Consider the following 18,692-nt stretch of genomic DNA (forward strand, 5'->3'; position numbering starts at 1 on the left):
ATTGACGTGTAGATTGTAACCTGTGTTACCGTGTATCCTAGTGGTCCAAGGTACCTTTGTAATCAATTCGACAAGCATGAAAATAGAACAGATATACACCGGATGTTTGGCTCAAGGAGCTTATTATATTGAGAGTGATGGCGAGGCCGCGATTATCGATCCTCTCCGCGAGATCAGCCCTTACCTCAAACGAGCTGAGCAGGACGAAGCCGAAATCAAATACATCTTCGAAACCCACTTCCACGCGGATTTTGTCAGTGGTCACTTGACCCTCTCAGAAAAAACAGGAGCCCCTATCGTTTATGGGCCATTGGCCAACCCGAGTTTTGAGGCGCTTATTGCAACCGACGGACAGGTTTTTGAAATCGGAAAGATCAAAATCACCGTTTTACATACCCCTGGACATACCATGGAGAGTACGACTTACCTCCTCCAGGACGAAAGCGGGAAAGACCATGCCATTTTTAGTGGTGACACCCTCTTTTTAGGAGATGTGGGACGCCCAGATTTAGCGCAAAAAGCAGCCGATATGACCCAGGAACAACTCGCAGGAATGCTCTTTGACAGCCTGCGTTCCAAGATCATGCCCTTGGCGGACGATGTGATCGTTTACCCTGCTCACGGAGCCGGATCAGCTTGCGGAAAAAACATGATGAAAGAGACGGTTGACACCCTCGGAAATCAAAAAAAGATGAACTATGCTCTTCGCGCCGACATGAAGCGTGAAGAATTTATCACAGAGGTGACTGACGGCCTTTTGCCTCCACCACAGTACTTCCCCCTGAATGTGAAAATGAACAAAGAAGGCTATGAGTCAATCGACCAAGTATTGGACCGGGGATTAACCGCTTTGGATCCCGAGGCGTTTGAAACCCTGGCCGAAGAAACAGGAGCCGTTGTGTTGGATGTTCGCCACCAAAACGACTATGTCAAAGGCCACGTACCTCGCTCGATTTTTATTGGTTTAGACGGTGGTTTCGCCCCCTGGGTTGGCACCCTGATTGCCGATGTGGAACAGCCTATACTTTTGATCGCACCAGAAGGACGCGAATCAGAAACTATTACCCGACTTTCACGAGTAGGTTTTGACAAAACCCTGGGCTACCTCCAAGGCGGTTTTACAGCCTGGAAAGAAAGCCAAAAAGAATTCGACAGCATCGATCAAATGACGGCCGATGAACTCAAGGCAGATCTCGACAATCAGGTGGTTTTTGATGTACGTAAACCCGGAGAATTCGAAGCGGAGCACTTGCCCAATGCCGAAAATACTCCACTTGATTTCTTAAATGATCACATGGCGCAAATTGGACAGGCCGGACCTTTGGTTATTCACTGTGCCGGCGGATACCGCAGCGTAATAGCCGCCTCTATTTTAAAGAGCAGAGGTATTCACCAGATCACGGACCTCATCGGTGGATTTAAAGCCATAAAAGAAGCTGGAATGGAAGTAATTCAATTTCAATGCACTTCAAAGAGCTAAGGCATGACCTTTGACGAGATTATTGACCACGACAAGCCCGTATTGGTTGATTTCTTTGCCGAATGGTGCGGACCCTGCAAGCTGATGCCCCCCATCCTCAAAGAAGTCAAAGATCGACTGGGAGATGATGTGCGCATTGTCAAGATTGATGTAGATAAGAACCAAGCCATCGCAGAAAGATTCCAAGTTCGTGGAGTCCCGACCTTGATTATCTTTAAGAATAAGACCGCTGTCTGGAGACAATCCGGGGTACTGCAAGCCTCCGTCCTCGAACAACAGATTCAAACTCACCTCAACGCCTAAAATGAAGCGTTCAGGAAAGGATTATCTCTATGTAGGCCTGCGGTTGATACTCTTCGGGCCTTCTCTTTTCAGTCAAGGCCTCTTATGAAGAAAAACGCCTGATTCAGGTGTTTCCCAAGTATGGGCCATATCGTAAAAAAAACCGGTAAATTCTTGCCTTGGATTAAATAAGGAAACCTACTGTAACCAGAGTTACACCCAAAGTGTAAGGGAGATGTTTTCTTTGAGAAAAAATTTTGCAAGATGAATTGGATTTTTGAACCTTGGCCCTGGTATGTTTCCGGACCTTTGATCGCTCTGGTGATGATGACCTTACTCTTGGCGGGTAAAGGTTTTGGGATGTCATCAAACCTGAGAACCATATGCACCATTTTAGGTGCCGATAAACGCGCTGAATTTTTCCGTTTTGATTGGAAAAGTCAACGTTGGAACCTCTATATCGTCCTCGGGGTGGCCATGGGAGGCTTCCTCGCTTCCCAATTCCTTTCCAATGGTGAGGGGGTACAAATCGCACCAGAAAGTGCCGAAAAGTTAAAAGCCCTTGGCTTTGCCAGCACCGGAGAAGCTTACCTTCCGGACGAAATGTTTGCGCTTTCAGCACTTTCTGATCCCAAGACACTGATCTTACTGATTGTCGGCGGATTCCTGGTTGGGTTTGGAACACGCTACGCAGGTGGATGTACCTCCGGACATGCTATTTCTGGCCTGAGCAACTTGCAAATGCCTTCCTTAATTGCCGTTATCGGTTTCTTTTTGGGCGGCCTGCTTATGGTTCACTTCATTTTTCCAATCATATTCTAATTCACCATGAAATCAACTTTCTATATCATCGTTGGCCTTTTCTTCGGTGTTGTACTTTATAAATCCGAAGCCGCTTCCTGGTTTCGCATTTACGAAATGTTCCAGTTCGACAGTTTCCATATGTACGGTATTATTGGATCGACCATCACCTTGGGAACTTTGGGGATTCAGTGGATTAAACGCAAAGAAGTGAAAGCCGTTGACGGCTCTCCGATTGTAATTGCCTCAAAAGACAAGGGAATTGCGCGCTACCTGATCGGGGGAACCCTATTTGGATTAGGATGGGCCTTAGCAGGAGCTTGTCCCGGACCCATGTTTGTTCTGGCAGGTGCTGGATCTGGGTATATTTTGGTGGTTATCGCCTCCGCGATATTGGGAACCTTTTTCTACGGTATATTGCGCAACAAACTACCCCATTAAAGACTCCTAAGAATTGCAGTTACCGCAGATTCCATGGACAATGGTTTGAATCTGCTTGACGTGAACTTTGTCATCAACCTTGACATCAATACTTACAGAACCTTCCATACAGCTGACAGTCTCGCAATTATCGCAGACAAAGTGCGCGTGATCGTCTGATAGGTCTTGTTGGCCCAAGGCAAATTTCGCTATACCGCTGTGGTCGTTGATCTTGTGTATTAAACCCGCTTCTTCAAAACTCGTGAGGTTTCGATAGAGGGTAGACTTGTCTAATTTGGAAGACATCCCATCTTGGATGTCATGAAAAGACAGAGCATTGGAATTCTGCAGAAATAAAGAAACCAACTCCCTTCTGATTGGGGTCTTTTTTAGTCCTTTGCTGTCCAGTAGTTGTGTCTGCAGTTCTGTACTCATGATCAATTATTCAAAAGGATAAGCTACAGCTTTTTCCAGAATAAAATAGCTGTAGGCCGGGTCACTTTCGTTGAGGCGCAACACCCCTTCCACTGTGATCACATCATCCACTTCAAAATTATAGCTCTTGGTAAATTTTAGATCCATCACCGTTTCAGGCCCTCCGTTTCCGCAAAAAAAGCAAGAAGCGAAAGGGTTTTTAGATAGTAAAAAGCGGGATCGACGTGCATCCAAAACCAAAAAATAGCCGGTAATCGAAATCTTTTGACCCTCCATGGACTTCATGTCCGGGGTAAATGCTGCTGGTTCAAACTTCGGGATAATACTGTTTGGGAGCAAAGTTTAAAATAATGCCGGAGGCCAGATCCTGCCACCCCATATTGGTCTGGGCCTGAAGAGTGCCCAAAGCAAAGAAACAGATGGAAAGCAACGCTCCTATTTGACGAGCGTTCCTGTGGCTTGATCTAAAATGTAATTGCATCGTTCGGCATTTGAGTCATTCAACTGCAATATTCCTTCTACCGTGATCACCTGATCGGTTCGGAAGGTGGGCTTTTCTTTAAACGCAACTTCAATGATGGTTTCTGGCCCTGCTGCCCCACAAAAGAAGCAGGTCGCCATGGGATTCTTAGACAGCAGAAAAACCTTTCCGCTTCCTGAAATATCCAAAAAATAACCTTTGATCGCAATTTTCTTCCCCGATCTCTTTTTGATGCTTTCACCGAAAGTCGGCATCAAAAGTGGGCGTCATACTCCTCGAAATACTTGGGTTTGAACTCCACATCGGCCAAATCCGTCCAGGTAAGGCGCTCCTGCCCATAGAGTGTTGTTCCGCAGAGCAAGACCAACAGTAAAGCGATAACAGATTTATTCATCAGTAAGGGTTTTTGCAACATTAAGATTAAATACAGGCAGGGCCGCTAAAAAAGCCGCTACTATAGATAAACACAAGGTAATCCCCAATAGTATATATTCTTGCGTACTCGGTGGTCGAAGCAATAGGCTGTAGCCGTATTCACTTTCGGTATAAGACGAAAAAAGGGCAATACCTAAGCGTCCCAAAGCCCATCCAAGAGCAAAACCGAGGAGCGACAAAAAGAGTCCCTCCATCAGTGCAAGATACAGCAATTGCCCGGTACGGAAGCCATAGACCCGCAACAAGGCCAATTCTCTTTTGCGCTCGCGAATGGTTTTAAGCAGACTGATAAAAATACTCAAAGCAGAAACCAAGAGAATCGCCAAGGCAATTCCATTCACTGTTTTCACTCCAGAGCCTAAAAGGCCGAGTAAGCGTTGTACCTCAAAACTGGGCAAGGCTGATTGCATATTGGTGCCTTCGTTTATATAGCGTGGTAGTTGCACCATTCCCAAAGGGCTTCCGAATCGGACCAGCAAAGAGGTGATTTCGCGGTCGGCATCTTCCTCTACATAATCATGGTCGTGATTATCATGAGCATGATCTTGATCATCGTGTTCGTGCTCCTCGTCGTGCTTGTGTTCTTCCTCAGAGGACTTTGGTGCTTCACCTTCATGGGCATGGCTATCCCACACGCTCTCTAAAGAGGTAATCAACAACTGGTCCAAAACCGTGTTTGAGCGTTTGAGTATTCCGGTAACGATATAGGGATGCTCATCGTGAGCACCAAAATCGGTCTCGATCAATCCATGGCTTCCGACGACCTCACTCCCAATTTGGAGGCCTAGTTTTTCTGCTGCCGCTGCCCCAACGACAATATCGAAAGGCCGGTTAAAGAATTTACCTTCCGCCAATTCCCCTCCATAGGTGCTGATATACTCAGACGTTGTCCCAAGAATGCGGAATCCCTTGTAATTGTCTCCGTAAGAAACGGGAATGGCGTACTTGACAAAAGGGTGATTCATCAAAGGCCGAGCTTCTTTCAATTTGATATTTCCAGTGGGGTTATCAATGTGCAGAACCGAGGCCAAGACCAACTGCAAAGGGCTACCTTTCGCCCCAACCACCATATCGAAGGGGGTAATGTTCTTTTCGAGCTGTCCGCCCATTTGATCACTGAGCTGCAAAACAAAGGTGACCAATGAAATACTAAGCGACAGCAACAGCATGCTCAAAATCAAGTTGAGCGGCTTAGATATCATGTTCCGAAAAGCGAGATAGATCATTCTCATAATTCAATTCGGTTATCAAAGTGTTTCATCACCCGGTAATCGTGGGTAATGATAATGAGGCTACTCTTGCTGATATTGGCTTCTTCCTTCAAGAGGTTGATGACCTTTTCACAGTTGTCGTTGTCCAGATTGGCTGTGGGTTCATCCGCCAAAACCAAATCAGGCATATGAATAATCCCTAAAGCAATGGCCAGGCGCTGCTGCTGACCCTGACTCAAGGCGGAAACTTTCTTGTGCAATTGGTCTTGAAGACCCAGGCGATTAACCAGGGCCATTCGGCGCTTCTTTCCTTCTTTTCCAGCCTTTCGTCCTTGGCGTAGCCGCAGATTCTCTTCGACATTAAGCGCTCCGATAAACTGGTATTTCTGAAAGACTAAGCCGATGTGCTTTCCGCGAAATTGATCCAATTGTTTGCGATTGAGGGACTCCAGAGAAGTGTCTCCAATACGCAATTGGCCTGATTTAGGAAGCAGGAGGCCTGCGAGCAAATACAATAGGGTGGTCTTCCCTACTCCAGAAGGGCCAAGAATGAGCAAATGCTCATTAGTAGGCAATTGGATGTCCGGAAATTGAAGCAGAGCACCTTCTGGGTAGGCAAATTCCAAATCCTGCGTATGAACCATGAGGGGGTAAATATTTTAAACGCGACTGAGTTGCATCTGTAAATATACAGTACATTTGCCGACTAGAAGGAACAATATACGAATCCAGATTCCTAGACCCTATGACTTCCGTTGATAAAGCACAAAAAATAGACCTAATTGGCGTGGTGGCCAGTGCACTTTGTCTGGTCCATTGTTTAGTTACTCCTTTTTTATTTCTCGGACTTTTTGGTTTGAGTGCCTATACCGACTCTGTAGATCCTGTTTGGGGGAGTTTAGACTGGATCTTTTTAATCATCACCCTCTTTGCGGTTGCCCGTTCGAGCAAATCCAGCACCCGTTCTTGGTTACCCCTGGCTTTCTGGAGCAGCTGGGCGCTCTTACTGGCTCATGTAATCAATGAAAAAATCGGATGGATTGAGCTGCCTGAACTCTTCGTCTTGATCCCTGGTTTGGCCCTGGTCGTTTTTCATTCGATCAATCTGCGCGATTGCCGATGCCGCGTTGAATGATCGCTTTAAACACCCTATTTAACTTGGCTTCTCCTACCTTTACGGTATGGAAATCCTCTACTATTTAGACCTGTTTGGAACCCTGGTTTTTGCGATCAGTGGCGTCTTGACCGCACTGGATAAAAAATTTGATCTGGTGGGTTCGGTGGTGATAGGATTGATTACCGCAGTCGGCGGTGGCACCTTACGCGATGTACTCATCGGACGCACCCCGGTAGGATGGATGGAAGATCAGTGGACCCTGGTTGCTGTGCTGGCAGGGATTGTACTGTCTTATTTGCTAAAACCTTGGATCATTCGCCTAAAAAGAAGCATGTTCCTCTTTGATACCCTTGGAATAGGGGTATTCACTGTTTTGGGTGTTCAAAAAACCTTAAACACCGACCTCAGTTTGGGAGTAGCTCTTTTAATGGGGGTGGTTTCGGCTGTTTTTGGCGGTGTTATCCGGGATGTTCTTTGCAACGAAGTTCCCTTGATATTCCGGAGACAAATCTACGCCTCAGCCTGCTTAGCCGGTGGATTGGTGTACGAGGGTGGGCTTAGCCTGGAGCTTTCTCCTCTTCTCATTAGCCCCTTGGCCATCGCTGTGGTGGTTGGTATTCGCTACCTCTCGGTTCGCTACAACTGGTCCCTCAGCATCCCTCGTTAATTTTGTTTAATCTTTAACACTTTTTGTTAAACATAAGTGCTAGATTCGTAATTACAATTGGATTCATGACTAAAAAAAATAAAACGGCTATAATTCGCAAAGAGCACTTCAATGCGGCACACCGTTTGCACAACGAGCACTGGTCGGACGAAAAAAACAAACAAGTTTTCGGTAAGTGTAATAACCCCCACTTCCACGGCCACAACTACGATCTGGAAGTAAGGGTAGTGGGATTTTGCGACCAAGATACTGGCTACGTCATGGATGCCAAACTACTCTCGGATCTGATTAAAGAGAAAGTTCTAAACGATTTTGATCACAAGAATCTGAATCTGGAAGTAGATGACTTTAAAACGCTCAACCCGACAGCGGAAAACATCGCTCGGGTAATTTATGAGCGGATTCGCCCTCATTTGGATGAGGAACTTGAATTAAAGATAACCTTGTATGAAACCCAACGAAATGTCGTGGAATACCCTGCTCGATAACGAGGAGCACAAAGAGTTAACCGACCATAGACAAAGTGTCGAACCGACTAGTCCGTCTGAGACCAATGGTCTGAATGGCCTGAGTGCAGAAGAAATTGGTGACAACCATTTTTCTACAGGCCTGGATACTCCTATGACGGCGGATGCCTTCGAAAAAAGTGATTCCGAAAAGAAAATAATCATCGCCAAACACTTCAAAGCCATCATGGAAACCATGGGCCTTGACTTGACGGATGATTCCCTAAAGGGAACTCCCGAGCGTGTGGCTAAGATGTACATCGAAGAGATCTTTTCAGGATTGAACCCAAAAAACAAACCGAAAATTGCCCTTTTCGACAACAAATACCAGTACAACCAGATGCTGGTCGAAAAGGACATTTCGTTTTACTCCAATTGCGAGCATCACTTTGTTCCTATCATTGGGCGAGCCATGTAGCCTACGTCTCTTCCGGTCGCGTAATCGGTCTTTCCAAGCTCAACCGTTTGGTTCAGTATTTCGCGAAACGACCCCAAGTTCAAGAAAGATTGACCAATCAGATTGGGGAAGAGCTCAAAAAAGTATTGGGTACAGAAGATGTGGCCGTCATCATCGACGCTAAACACCTTTGTGTTTCTTCTCGCGGAGTCAAAGACGACACCTCAGCTACGGTGACATCCTACTACGGCGGAGTCTTCAATGATCTAGAGAGAAGAAAAGAATTGTACCAATACATCAATAATTCAAACGGGGCAGTATGAAATTGATGGATTCCCTTCAAAACAGCCTGGATAAGCTCCAAAACAGAAAAGAAAACACCTTAGCTGATCCTCTGGTTTCGATTTACGAGATTCCGGTCACCAGCCTCAACGGTGAACCCCTCGATATGAAACAGTTCAAAGGCAAATACCTGTTGATTGTTAATGTGGCTTCCCGCTGTGGATTCACCAAACAGTACAAAGCCATGGAGGCTGTTTACCAGGAATATGGAGAACGGCTTGCCATGCTGGGTATGCCCTGCAATCAATTTGCTGGACAAGAACCCGGTAATGCCGAAGAAATCCAAGCCTTTTGCGATCGGCATTTCGGTGTGAGCTTTCCACTGTCCGAAAAAGTGAAGGTTAAAGGTACGGATCAGCACCCTGTCTACAGCTGGTTGACGAAAGCAGAGCAAAACGGGCGTATGGACACCAAGGTAAAATGGAATTTCCAGAAATACCTGATTGATCCAGAAGGTCGTCTGGTCGACGTCTTTTATTCGGTAACGGCACCGGACAGCAACAAGATTTTGCGACACCTGAACTAAACCCGCTTGAAAAGGACCCTGCAACTCGCTGCCCTTTACAACCTCCTCTGGGGGGCCTGGGTAGTGCTCTTTCCGAACTCCTTTTTTGAACTGGTCGGTATGGAAGCGCCGACACACCCCATGATCTGGCAAGGAATGGGTATGGTTATCGGCGTGTATGGTCTGGGGTATTGGTGGGCCTCTTACAACCCGGTACGTCATTGGCCTATCGTGGCTGTGGGCTTCTTAGGGAAGATTTTTGGCCCCTTGGGTTTTGTCTTCAACTACTTACAAGATATTGTACCGGGAGCCTTCGCCTACACCTTGATCACCAACGATTTGATCTGGTGGATTCCCTTTGGTATTATTCTGCTGAAGGCCCACCGAGCTGGTTGGCCGCTGCGCTAAGGATTAGCCCATGGTAAAGGGCCGCCCTGTACTCTGTAAAACAGAAAATCAAAAATCGCCTGTTATTGTCTCTTAGAATAAATACACCTATGTTATTTTAGATTACATTTAATGGAAGGCAATCCTGTAAGATCATGGATGAACATAAGTGTGAAAACTGTATCATTCGTCAATTCAATGCGCTTCGAGCAATGAATAAGGATGAATTGAAACAAATCAACAAGGCCAAAGAAGATAAATCATTTAAAAAAGGAGAAGTGTTATTTAAGGAAGGAGAAACACTTCACGGCCTCTATTGCCTTAAAAATGGAGTTGCTAAACTTTCCAAGCTTAGCGAGAACGGAAAAGATCAAATTGTCAAACTTGCAGCCAAAGGCAGTATACTGGGTCACCGCTCGGTAATCGCAAAAGAAAACACCAATCTTTCTGCTGTAGCGGTAAGCGATGTTCAATCCTGTTATATCCCCAAGAGTAAAATAGAAGCAGTCCTGCGTTCCAACCCGGATTTCACTCTCGAAATGCTGAGAAAATTGGCCCATGATATCAAGGAATCGGATGATTCCCTAGTGCAGATGTCCCAAAAGAACGTAAAACAAAGAATGGCCCAAGCCCTACTCCATATTCAGGAAAATTTTGGTGCCGATGAAGAAGGGTACTTCTCGGTTCATTTTTCCAGAGAAGACCTGGCTAATATTGTGGGAACCGCAACAGAATCAGCGATCCGAATGTTATCTGAGTTCAAGAAAGACACCATTCTAAAATCAAAGGGACGTAAATTGGGAATAGCCGACTTGGAAGCACTCAAAAAAATGGCGGCCGATTGATGTCCCGTTTTGGACAATTGGTTGCGGAAGACAGGGCCCAGAGCGATTTATATACTAACCAACCTAAAATATAAAGAAGATGCTACAGGCCTTGTCTTCCTCAATAAGACCATGGCCCGATTTTTTTTGGTTCTCATTATTCAAGAGAGAACCGGTTGAATCACCCATTATAAGAAATTACTGATCTCTGTCGTTTTAATTTTATGTCTACTATTGTATTCCGGAAACTGCTATTTACAGCCATAATCGTTGTCATTCTTTGCACTCTTATGGCCTTTTTTTACAATAGAGGTTTGCGGAGAATTAATGGTGGTTTGACCAAAAAAGTCGATTGGTCATCAATCGATATTCCTAGTAGTGATGTCCTCTTAAGCAACGCCTTTATCTGGGATTCAGACAGTTTGCTGTTCCGTAAAGGGGCAGTTCTTATTCAAAATGGAATTATACAGCCAATCGAATCAAACCGGGTTACCTCTTCCGATATTCAAATGATCGATGCCCAAGGTCAATATTTGATTCCGGGATTGATCGACTACCATATTCATCTTTTTGAAAGTCCAAACGACCTCCTACTCTATTTGGCAAACGGTATCACCCAGGTACGTGAGATGTCGGGTACAGACGTTCACTTAAGGTGGCAATTAGAAATCAAATCAGGGCGTCCTGGACCAGATTTATATGTCATTTCTCCACGACTGAGTAGTTTCTCTACTTTGGAAGGTTGGAAGGCAGAATACACACAAGGATATAACAACATATCAAACCAAAAATCTGCACGAAAAAGTCTTATTCGCTACAAAGAAAAAGGTTTTCAGGGAGTCAAAATTCACTCAGGTCTGAACTTGGAAAGCTATCAAGCCATGAGTGTTCTAAGCGATTCATTGGACCTCCAAATGGTTGGACATCTGCCCAAAAGTATCACTTTTGACGACCTATGGGCTTCAAATCAGTCGGATATAGCCCATACAGAAGAACTCCTTTTGGTCTTTAAACGCGAATATGAAGAAGTGGGTAAAGTCATCGACGCTGACTTTTTGACTTATGTTCAAAAAAGAACCCTTGAAATTGCACCCGAACTCCTTCGTCAGGATATAAGCGTAAATACTAATCTCTGGTTGATACAGAGTTTTGTCAGCCAAAAATTTGATCTCAACAATCAACTGAGTCAAATTCATCTACAATACGCCAATCCAGGAATTACAGAATCCAAAAAATTCCTTCGAAACGGCCCCGGATGGCTCCCGGGAGTCAATCGTTATCGTCTGCCTAAAAATCTAAATGATCAAGAAATACAAAAAGAGAAAAAGTACTGGAACACCTACGCCAAAGCATGCGAGAGGATCGTAAAAACCTTGGCGGAATCGAAGGTTACCCTTATTCCAGCTACTGACGCCAATCTGCCACTAAGCGTGCCTGGATTTGGATTTTATGACGAAATAAATAGCTTACATGCATTAGGTATTCCAGCAAAAGATTTACTTCATTGGGCGACTGATATCCCAGCCCATAGAATGGGGAGTAAAACAGGTCGAATCGAACCCGGATATAAAGCTAATCTGGTACTACTAAAAGGTAATCCATTAGAAAATATCAAGCATTTAAACAATATCTCTTTGGTCATAAAAGGCAAGCAAATTTATGAGCGAAAATTACTGGATCAAATCCTGGAAATGGTTCTTGATTCAAATGAAGAGAGTAGAAGTATTGATATTAAACAATATACTCGATAGACACTTCAAATAGGTCCTTTGAGCAGAAAGAGCGGTTGTTAAAAATTCTGCTTTCGGAAGGCTAGGGTAGACTAATCGGGATATACAGGTCAATCAACTTGTTCTTTTGGTCCAAGCCCCGAATCAAAAGAACATACTCCTGGGTGTCCAGTTTAGGGAACTGCAATACGAGCTCCTTCTCTTCTTCCAAAGGCAATTGAGGCTCCCACAAAAGTGTGCCAAATTGCTGCAGATAAGAAGGATTATAAAAAGGCAGGTAACGCTCAAAAGAATCGACAGCGGAGATTCCCCATTCCGGAAGGCAGGTACAGGTTTTGGGTTGTCTTCGGCTCTTTTTCACCCAAAGGCTGATGAATTGTCTGCGATTGGAATCGTAGGTGATACTCTGGATCTGTGAAAGAGACATTTGAAAAATATCGGTGCCATCACTCGGCAAGCCATCAACAATGACCGGCACAGGAACGGGACCCGTTGCCTTTCCGGGACCGCCTCCTCTGGACATGGCGATCACCCGGCCTTCGTAGACCCGTACTCCGAACCCCAACTTGCGCAAATAACTAGCGAGAGTCGGGTAGTTTTTTTCATCTTCCGCTGTGATTATTCTGCCTTCGGTCAAGGCATCGATCTGAAAAGCTACCGGGGCCTTTGCTTTGGAAGTGACCACCACCTCATCCAGGGCAATCTGATTGTCCGGCCAGAACGATATTTCTTGGGGTTCTTCTTCCAAGGAATAGGTCGCAATCCATTTTTTCCAATCTTCTTCATAGGTGGGAACACTTAGCGGTTCCATCCAAATATTACAGCCGCTTTTGACCAAGGCCTTTCCACGGGCATCCAAAGGGGTGGCAAAAAGAGTGTCCTGGCTTTGGGGGGTCAAAGTCGCGCTAAATCGTTTATCTGTTCCCACAGGAGCAAGGGCGAATACGCCGTTTCTGCTTTGGATTAAAACCTGCTTGACCTCTGTGCTCTGAAGACCTTGAACCTGCCCTTTAAAGGGTACTCCTGTCAGCAGGGTGGTGGGGTCCATTTCGGCCTCTAATGCTTTTATCAAGGAAGCCCGGAGCTTTACCCATTGATCGATTTGGGCATTTTTCTTTCGACTGGGCAGTTTAGAAAAAGAGGGAATATAGTCGGCCGGAAACACCTGACCCAATTGATTCTTCAGACTGTGGTCCCGCTGGTAAGAGAGATCATAACTCTCTTTGGTCATCACCGTTGCACTGAGTCGAAGACCTTCTGATAAGGTCTTTGCCGAGGCGACCAGTCTGATGGAATCCGCTTCAAAGCTCGCTTCCTTCAATTGAATGGGCTGAGCCTTTTTGGACCATTGGTTCACAAACCAATTTTGACCTCTGGTTTGCCCGGCCACAACATAACGCAACTGTATTACTCCTTCCGGAAGTGAGGCCTTAGGCAATCGAAAAACCTCCTTGTTGGGATCAGCGTCCAATCGACTCAGCTGGCTCTGGCCCTTAAACCAAACCTCCAGTTCGCCATTTTTGTCTTTTGTCAGGGAGTTGAGCTCGATAAGCACCTCCTCAGTCTCGAGGTTGTTGATCCGGATTCCAACGGAACCCTTTTCGGCAGGAATTACAGGGAAATAGGCCGGTGACTTTCCTGCGCCAACCAATAAGAATTTATAGGACTTAGCCGGATCGTGGTAGTAGGTCAAATGCCCCATCTCTTGCCACGTACCTTTGATATCACTGATCAAAAGTTGGTTGTCTTCGTAAAAATCCAATCGTCTGTCGTCCTGGGATTCCGGACTCCGTAAAAGCTGAAACAACAGGGTGTTTTGCTGCCCAGCAATAACACTACCGTTCTCTGGAGTCCATAAAAATCGCTCCTCCGAGCCGAGGGGTTTTTCTTTGCTCAAGGGATTGGTTAACAAGCGAAGTCGCACCATATCACGAAGTGGGGCAGCTTCTTCATTTTGTAAAACCTGTGCCGCCAAAAAAACGTAATCATTTTTCCAGGACTCGTCCAGCAAGAGGTTCCCGAAACCCGATCCCTGACGTAGAGGAAAAACACCGGTTTTAAGAATTCCGCCCTCCTTGTTTAATAAATGAACCTGCACCAGGGCTTCTCCTTGTATAGGGGCCTCGAACTCGTCAAAAAGATAGGTCGTAAACCATACCTGCTCCCCAGGGGTAAAAACGGTTTTATTCAGGTGAAGCTGCAATTGGCCTTGTGAATACAGTCCAAAAGAAAACAGGGTAAAAAGGAGAAAAAGAACCTTAGGCGCTAGGCGAGTGTACATAGGCGAGAGCTAATGGATTAGCAGGGAACTCCTTACAAGATAGCCCATAAATGAGTAAATTATGCCTCCATTAACGCTTCTTTTAGACCATCTCAATCGCCATGAACAGACGCCGATTTATCCAAAATACAGGAATGCTTACCGCCATGAGTTTACTCCCGGCCTATGCCTGTCAGAAGGCACCTGTCAGTAAATACAAAATGGGCTATCAGCTGTTTTCGATTCGGGACGAAATGGCCAAGGATCCATTGGCCACCTTAAAGGCTTTAATCGCGATGGGGTATGAATCCTTTGAGACCTACGGATACGAACCGGATACCGATCAAATCTATGGCTACACTGCCCAGGAATTCCGAAACGTCCTTGATGAGCTTCAGGTGGTTGCACCGAGCGGACATTTTGGTTTTGATCCTTTTCATTTTGCGGAAGAAGCCGAAATCCTTCGCTTTGTCGACGGCTGCTTAAAAGGGGCCGAAACCATGGGCATGAAGTACATCACCTGGCCCTGGTTAGCGCCCGAAAAGCGAAACCCCGAGGGATTTGAGCAGCTCGTGATTCAATTGAACCGCATTGGAAAGCACATCCAAGGTTCTGGAATCGGATTGGCCTTTCACAACCACGGTTATGAATTTGAAGACCACAATGGGGTGAATGGATATGATATGATTCTCACGCAAACCGACCCGGAATTGGTCAAGCTCCAACTCGATATGTATTGGCTCAAGCATTCCACCAATATGACTCCACAACAACTGGCAGACGATCAACCTGGGCGCTACGTGATGTGGCACATCAAAGACATGGACAAGGTCACCCGAGATTATACGGAGCTGGGCAATGGTTCCATAGACTACACCACCTATCTACCCAAGGCAGAGGACGCCGGCTTGGAATTTTACTTTATAGAGCAAGGTGGAAACTTTACCGTCAATTCGACGGAAAGTGCCAAGCCAGTGCGGAATACTTCAAAGCGAATCTCCAACAATTGATATAAGCAAGACGGGCTTGATCAAGAAGAACCTTCAACTCCTGATTTCGGCCCTTGTCGTGGTGGGCGCAGCTCTTTTTTATGGAGCTAGCCCGGGCAATTTACTACCCTTCCTCTTCGACTTTGACACCCAGAATACGGACCTCCGCAATATTCTTCGGGCCGTTATGGGTCTCTACCTCGCCTTCTCTGGCTTTTGGATTTACGCTCTCTATCGGCCTGCCTATTGGCGTACCGCCACCTTGAGTAATGCCCTCTTTATGGGCGGTTTGGGTTTTGGCAGACTGATCAGTTTTATTCTGGACGGCTACAGTGAAGTATATTTTCCAGGCATGCTTTTGGAATTCGGTATGATGGCCTGGGCCCTATTCAACTTGAAAAAAGCGTAACCTCAACTGGAAATCCAAGAGTACCTTAACGCAACTTCAATGGAAAATTGATATACAAAGGAAGGCTGGCAGATTATCAAAGAGTTCTTTAGACCAGTCGCGACAATGCGTACACTAAAAACCACAGGCCACGGCCTTGACCGAATCGGGTGGTAATTCTTTGCGGCAGTGTTCGCAACTGGGCAGGAGCTCCAACATAACTCAGAGGTAGCGTTCTTCTATGATTCCATTATGCCAGATCTCGTGACCCGCAATGATAAAGGCCGCCGCCCGAGCAGAAACCAGGTTTCCGTTTACACTGCCCATCCGGCCCAAGTCAGCGGTGGATAAGCTCCCAAGCACCGAGAGTGTAAAAATTCGAGTTGTACGATACTCCTCCAACAGGGTCTCCATACTTTTCTTATTGGCACCGGAAGCAGGAACGTAATCGTTTTGATCGAATCCTGCCAAAGGGGTTTGGTCTCCTCGTGAAATTCGAAAGGCACGGTACAAGAAAATACGCTCTGTATCGATCAAGTGTTGCAGTACTTCTTTGCAGGTCCACTTCCCTTCGGCATAACGGTACTCGTGTTTCTCTTCCGGTAAATTTTGATAGAAAGCTTCGGTCTTCCTCCCCCCTTCTTTCAAAGCATCCATAAGTTCGGAAGCAGGGTCTACCCGAGCAATATAGGCAGCGTAGTACGGGTGAAATTCGGATTCTTGTAGGGCCTGTGTAGTCATGATCGTCTATTGTGTTAATCTAGGACAAAATTAATTATTCCGACCGGGCTAAAGCCATACGACCTGATCAAGGTTTTTAACCGATCACCTCTCCTCTTGCAGGATATCTAGTTCTAGTAATATAGTCTACAGCCTTTAGAAAAGACGGTAAATAAGGCCTCCCCCAAGGATTAGAAGTGATAGCTGCGTAGTACACCTTATTTTGCTTATCGATTAAAAATAGACCAGGCTCACTAAATTCTTCCGGTTCTCCCTCCTTCACACCCTTACTGAGGTATAGTCCCCAATCCCTAGCTTGTTTTCTATCCAAACCATAACCAATTTTCAGCTGATCGATGCCCCATTTTTGGCGAGAAAGTCTAGCGCGCTTTTCCGAGTCCATACTAAGGGCGACTACGTCGACACCTCTCTGAGCAAATTCTGGGAGTAAATCTTGTAATTGTTGCAAATATCTCTCGCAGATCGGACAGTGAAGGCCTCGGTAGAAAACCAAGAGTTGGAAATTTTCAGTTTCCTGTTCTGACAAGGTGAATTTTATCTGATCCAGTGTATTGAATTCCAAAAAAGGAGCCACTTGTAAAGGGGTGGGTCTATTCATTACTCTTTGTATTAAAATGTAGGTTTAAATGTTGGTCAAAGCGTTTAAAATCTTGATTAATCTGAGGGTTCTTCATTACATCATAAGACATGAAAGTGGGTAGGGCTTTTAAACCAAACCATTGAAAATTTAAATGCATGGGATTAAGTAGTTCGTCCTCACTAATTCCATTAAAAAAAGTTTCCTCCGGATTTCGAAAAGCCTCTTCCGGCGCATTAGCCGTTACGGAGATCATATACTTACCCTTTAGTTTTCCTCCAAGGCCATAATTCTTCTTGGGCTCTTCACGACTTCTACCATCCCCTGCAGACAGTTCTCCCATCATTCCAGCAGAGAATACCTCATCAATGTACTTCTTAAAAGACCAGCTAACACCCATCCAGTTCAAGGGAGTCTGAAAAAAGACCAGATCAGCCCACTTGAAATTTTCAATCTCCTGATTCACTTCATAGCTATCTTCCATTGTTCTAACCCGAACAGCACATCCCTGACTTTCAAAAAAATCGATGGCTTTCTTAGTATAACTGGCATTCAAACGTCCTTCGGAGAAGGATACTTTTGATGCCCGTTGAGTATAAAAACATTCTTCATTGGAATATCAATTTATTAGTATCACAAAGAAACTTATATTAGTTTATTTTTGATACTATAAAATACGAGCAAGCGATAATTTGTGGTAACCTCAGAGTAACTATGTCTAGAAAATACATTGATAACCCAAACGCCTGTACCCTGGTTCACACCATGAATACAATTGGCAACAAATGGAAACCAATTATTCTTTACCTATTATCCCAAGGTCCTTTGCGTTTTGGAATGTTGAATCTTTTAGTCCCAACAATATCCAAGAAGGTACTGAGCACACAACTCAAGGAGCTCGAAAATGACGACCTAGTTTCTAGAACTGCTTATGCTGAAACACCACCGCGTGTGGAGTACGCCTTAACTCAGAAATCAAAAGGCTTACTTCCCATTTTAAAGGCACTTAGTGAATGGGCAGAAATCACTTATCCTGAAATTGATTTTGAGCAATGCCGAATAGCCGATCATCAGCTTAAAGAGGAATAAAAGCTCCATAATGGCATCCTTTTGTGACCTCTACCTGTATCCATAGAAAAAGCCGTTCCAAAACCTCTTCGTACATTTACTATCAAATATCATAACATGAGAAACACCATAACTATTTTATTTTTTATTGTAGCCACGGGTCTAAGTGCCCAGGGTATTTCTAAAAATGCCTTAGGGCTTCGCTTTGGAGACAACAATGGCCTTGGCGGAGAGATCTCTTACCAAAGAGGCCTTAGCGAAAACAACCGACTGGAATTTGACCTGGGTTGGAGAAATTCAGATAATGTCGATGCTTTTAAGTTGGTTGGACTTTACCAATGGGTTATGCCCTTGGACGGGAACTTCAATTGGTATATTGGGGCCGGTGGCGGTGTCGGCTCTTTTGACGCAGGCGAAAACGATGGCTCTTTTTTCGTTTTGGCCGGAGATATCGGTATCGAATACAACTTCGAAATTCCGCTCCTCATCAGTCTGGATATGCGTCCAGAGCTTGGCTTTAACGACAACTATTCCGACGACCTGGATTTTGATATCGCCCTCGGGATTCGCTATCAATTCTAGAGCGCTAAAACAACTATTGAAAAAAAGGGCAAACGATGTTTGCCCTTTTTTGCTGAATTTCAATTAC

26 protein-coding genes and 1 pseudogene are annotated in these 18,692 nt (G+C 45.2%); 16 read left to right on the top strand and 11 right to left on the bottom strand.

The window, feature by feature from the left end; translation table 11 throughout:
• Positions 1 to 76 precede the first annotated feature (76 nt).
• From BST99_RS09855 to BST99_RS09870, 4 genes are all read left to right on the top strand, one after another.
• Positions 77 to 1,480, top strand: coding sequence for an MBL fold metallo-hydrolase (locus BST99_RS09855; protein WP_105001653.1), 1,404 nt, complete (start codon positions 77 to 79; stop codon positions 1,478 to 1,480).
• A 3-nt stretch (positions 1,481 to 1,483) separates the two neighbouring features.
• Positions 1,484 to 1,783, top strand: a complete 300-nt coding sequence (gene trxA / locus BST99_RS09860) for a thioredoxin (protein WP_105001654.1) — start codon at positions 1,484 to 1,486, stop codon at positions 1,781 to 1,783.
• Between the two features lie 243 nt (positions 1,784 to 2,026).
• On the top strand, positions 2,027 to 2,584 hold the full coding sequence (locus BST99_RS09865; protein WP_105001655.1) for a YeeE/YedE family protein: 558 nt from the start codon (positions 2,027 to 2,029) through the stop codon (positions 2,582 to 2,584).
• Between the two features lie 6 nt (positions 2,585 to 2,590).
• Positions 2,591 to 3,004, top strand: coding sequence for a DUF6691 family protein (locus tag BST99_RS09870; RefSeq protein WP_105001656.1), 414 nt, complete (start codon positions 2,591 to 2,593; stop codon positions 3,002 to 3,004).
• Between the two features lie 6 nt (positions 3,005 to 3,010).
• Here the strand turns inward: BST99_RS09870 and BST99_RS09875 are convergent, their stop codons facing one another.
• From BST99_RS09875 to BST99_RS09895, 6 genes are all read right to left on the bottom strand, one after another.
• Complete coding sequence (locus BST99_RS09875; RefSeq protein ID WP_146106266.1) at positions 3,011 to 3,418, bottom strand: Fur family transcriptional regulator; 408 nt, start codon at positions 3,416 to 3,418, stop codon at positions 3,011 to 3,013.
• Between the two features lie 6 nt (positions 3,419 to 3,424).
• On the bottom strand, positions 3,425 to 3,757 hold the full coding sequence (locus BST99_RS09880) for a hypothetical protein (protein ID WP_146106267.1): 333 nt from the start codon (positions 3,755 to 3,757) through the stop codon (positions 3,425 to 3,427).
• 96 nt (positions 3,758 to 3,853) lie between these two features.
• Positions 3,854 to 4,153, bottom strand: a complete 300-nt coding sequence (locus BST99_RS09885) for a hypothetical protein (protein ID WP_105001659.1) — start codon at positions 4,151 to 4,153, stop codon at positions 3,854 to 3,856.
• On the bottom strand, positions 4,153 to 4,293 hold the full coding sequence (locus tag BST99_RS14375) for a hypothetical protein (protein WP_181044204.1): 141 nt from the start codon (positions 4,291 to 4,293) through the stop codon (positions 4,153 to 4,155). The genes BST99_RS09885 and BST99_RS14375 overlap by 1 nt, the downstream gene beginning before the upstream one ends.
• Entirely contained in the window at positions 4,286 to 5,566 is a 1,281-nt protein-coding gene (locus BST99_RS09890) for an ABC transporter permease (RefSeq protein ID WP_105001660.1), read from the bottom strand. The genes BST99_RS14375 and BST99_RS09890 overlap by 8 nt, the downstream gene beginning before the upstream one ends.
• Positions 5,563 to 6,189, bottom strand: coding sequence for an ABC transporter ATP-binding protein (locus BST99_RS09895; protein WP_105001661.1), 627 nt, complete (start codon positions 6,187 to 6,189; stop codon positions 5,563 to 5,565). The genes BST99_RS09890 and BST99_RS09895 overlap by 4 nt, the downstream gene beginning before the upstream one ends.
• A gap of 101 nt (positions 6,190 to 6,290) precedes the next feature.
• Here BST99_RS09895 and BST99_RS09900 point away from each other — a divergent pair, with 101 nt between their 5' ends.
• From BST99_RS09900 to BST99_RS09935, 8 genes and pseudogenes are all read left to right on the top strand, one after another.
• Positions 6,291 to 6,680: a MerC domain-containing protein gene (locus BST99_RS09900; protein WP_105001662.1), complete on the top strand. Its 390-nt coding sequence runs from the start codon at positions 6,291 to 6,293 to the stop codon at positions 6,678 to 6,680.
• 46 nt (positions 6,681 to 6,726) lie between these two features.
• The gene (locus tag BST99_RS09905; RefSeq protein WP_105001663.1) at positions 6,727 to 7,329 is read left to right on the top strand and encodes a trimeric intracellular cation channel family protein; all 603 of its coding nucleotides are present in this window, start codon (positions 6,727 to 6,729) and stop codon (positions 7,327 to 7,329) included.
• A 65-nt stretch (positions 7,330 to 7,394) separates the two neighbouring features.
• Positions 7,395 to 7,817, top strand: coding sequence for a 6-pyruvoyl trahydropterin synthase family protein (locus BST99_RS09910; RefSeq protein ID WP_105001664.1), 423 nt, complete (start codon positions 7,395 to 7,397; stop codon positions 7,815 to 7,817).
• Positions 7,777 to 8,555: pseudogene (gene folE / locus BST99_RS09915) on the top strand (GTP cyclohydrolase I FolE). Before BST99_RS09910 ends, folE begins: the two are co-directional and overlap by 41 nt.
• Positions 8,552 to 9,100, top strand: a complete 549-nt coding sequence (locus tag BST99_RS09920) for a glutathione peroxidase (RefSeq protein ID WP_105001665.1) — start codon at positions 8,552 to 8,554, stop codon at positions 9,098 to 9,100. Before folE ends, BST99_RS09920 begins: the two are co-directional and overlap by 4 nt.
• A 6-nt stretch (positions 9,101 to 9,106) precedes the next feature.
• Entirely contained in the window at positions 9,107 to 9,487 is a 381-nt protein-coding gene (locus tag BST99_RS09925) for an alkyl hydroperoxide reductase (RefSeq protein WP_105001666.1), read from the top strand.
• A gap of 134 nt (positions 9,488 to 9,621) precedes the next feature.
• Entirely contained in the window at positions 9,622 to 10,311 is a 690-nt protein-coding gene (locus BST99_RS09930; protein ID WP_245916231.1) for a Crp/Fnr family transcriptional regulator, read from the top strand.
• A gap of 269 nt (positions 10,312 to 10,580) precedes the next feature.
• Positions 10,581 to 12,041, top strand: a complete 1,461-nt coding sequence (locus BST99_RS09935) for an amidohydrolase family protein (protein WP_105001667.1) — start codon at positions 10,581 to 10,583, stop codon at positions 12,039 to 12,041.
• A gap of 61 nt (positions 12,042 to 12,102) precedes the next feature.
• On the opposite strand, the gene BST99_RS09940 is transcribed toward BST99_RS09935, so the two are convergent.
• Positions 12,103 to 14,301 (bottom strand): hypothetical protein, encoded by a 2,199-nt coding sequence (locus BST99_RS09940; RefSeq protein WP_105001668.1) that lies wholly within the window; start codon positions 14,299 to 14,301, stop codon positions 12,103 to 12,105.
• 101 nt (positions 14,302 to 14,402) lie between these two features.
• Here BST99_RS09940 and BST99_RS09945 point away from each other — a divergent pair, with 101 nt between their 5' ends.
• Complete coding sequence (locus BST99_RS09945) at positions 14,403 to 15,290, top strand: sugar phosphate isomerase/epimerase family protein (RefSeq protein WP_219843832.1); 888 nt, start codon at positions 14,403 to 14,405, stop codon at positions 15,288 to 15,290.
• Between the two features lie 16 nt (positions 15,291 to 15,306).
• Positions 15,307 to 15,678, top strand: coding sequence for a DUF4345 domain-containing protein (locus BST99_RS09950; RefSeq protein ID WP_105001669.1), 372 nt, complete (start codon positions 15,307 to 15,309; stop codon positions 15,676 to 15,678).
• A gap of 114 nt (positions 15,679 to 15,792) precedes the next feature.
• On the opposite strand, the gene BST99_RS15115 is transcribed toward BST99_RS09950, so the two are convergent.
• The 4 genes from BST99_RS15115 to BST99_RS09965 form a co-directional block, all read right to left on the bottom strand.
• The gene (locus BST99_RS15115; RefSeq protein WP_146106320.1) at positions 15,793 to 15,876 is read right to left on the bottom strand and encodes a DUF1272 domain-containing protein; all 84 of its coding nucleotides are present in this window, start codon (positions 15,874 to 15,876) and stop codon (positions 15,793 to 15,795) included.
• A 3-nt stretch (positions 15,877 to 15,879) separates the two neighbouring features.
• Complete coding sequence (locus tag BST99_RS09955; protein ID WP_105001670.1) at positions 15,880 to 16,398, bottom strand: DinB family protein; 519 nt, start codon at positions 16,396 to 16,398, stop codon at positions 15,880 to 15,882.
• Positions 16,399 to 16,474: 76 nt separating this feature from the next.
• Complete coding sequence (locus tag BST99_RS09960) at positions 16,475 to 16,996, bottom strand: peroxiredoxin-like family protein (protein WP_105001671.1); 522 nt, start codon at positions 16,994 to 16,996, stop codon at positions 16,475 to 16,477.
• On the bottom strand, positions 16,989 to 17,459 hold the full coding sequence (locus BST99_RS09965; RefSeq protein ID WP_245916232.1) for an NAD(P)H-dependent oxidoreductase: 471 nt from the start codon (positions 17,457 to 17,459) through the stop codon (positions 16,989 to 16,991). Before BST99_RS09965 ends, BST99_RS09960 begins: the two co-directional genes overlap by 8 nt.
• Positions 17,460 to 17,689: 230 nt before the next feature.
• Here BST99_RS09965 and BST99_RS09970 point away from each other — a divergent pair, with 230 nt between their 5' ends.
• Both BST99_RS09970 and BST99_RS09975 read left to right on the top strand, forming a co-directional pair.
• Positions 17,690 to 18,064 (top strand): winged helix-turn-helix transcriptional regulator, encoded by a 375-nt coding sequence (locus tag BST99_RS09970; protein ID WP_105001672.1) that lies wholly within the window; start codon positions 17,690 to 17,692, stop codon positions 18,062 to 18,064.
• A gap of 96 nt (positions 18,065 to 18,160) precedes the next feature.
• Positions 18,161 to 18,625, top strand: a complete 465-nt coding sequence (locus BST99_RS09975) for a hypothetical protein (RefSeq protein WP_105001673.1) — start codon at positions 18,161 to 18,163, stop codon at positions 18,623 to 18,625.
• Positions 18,626 to 18,692: the final 67 nt, after the last annotated feature.

It is taken from the genome of Aureicoccus marinus (genome assembly GCF_002954325.1).
Taxonomy (GTDB): domain Bacteria; phylum Bacteroidota; class Bacteroidia; order Flavobacteriales; family Flavobacteriaceae; genus Aureicoccus; species Aureicoccus marinus.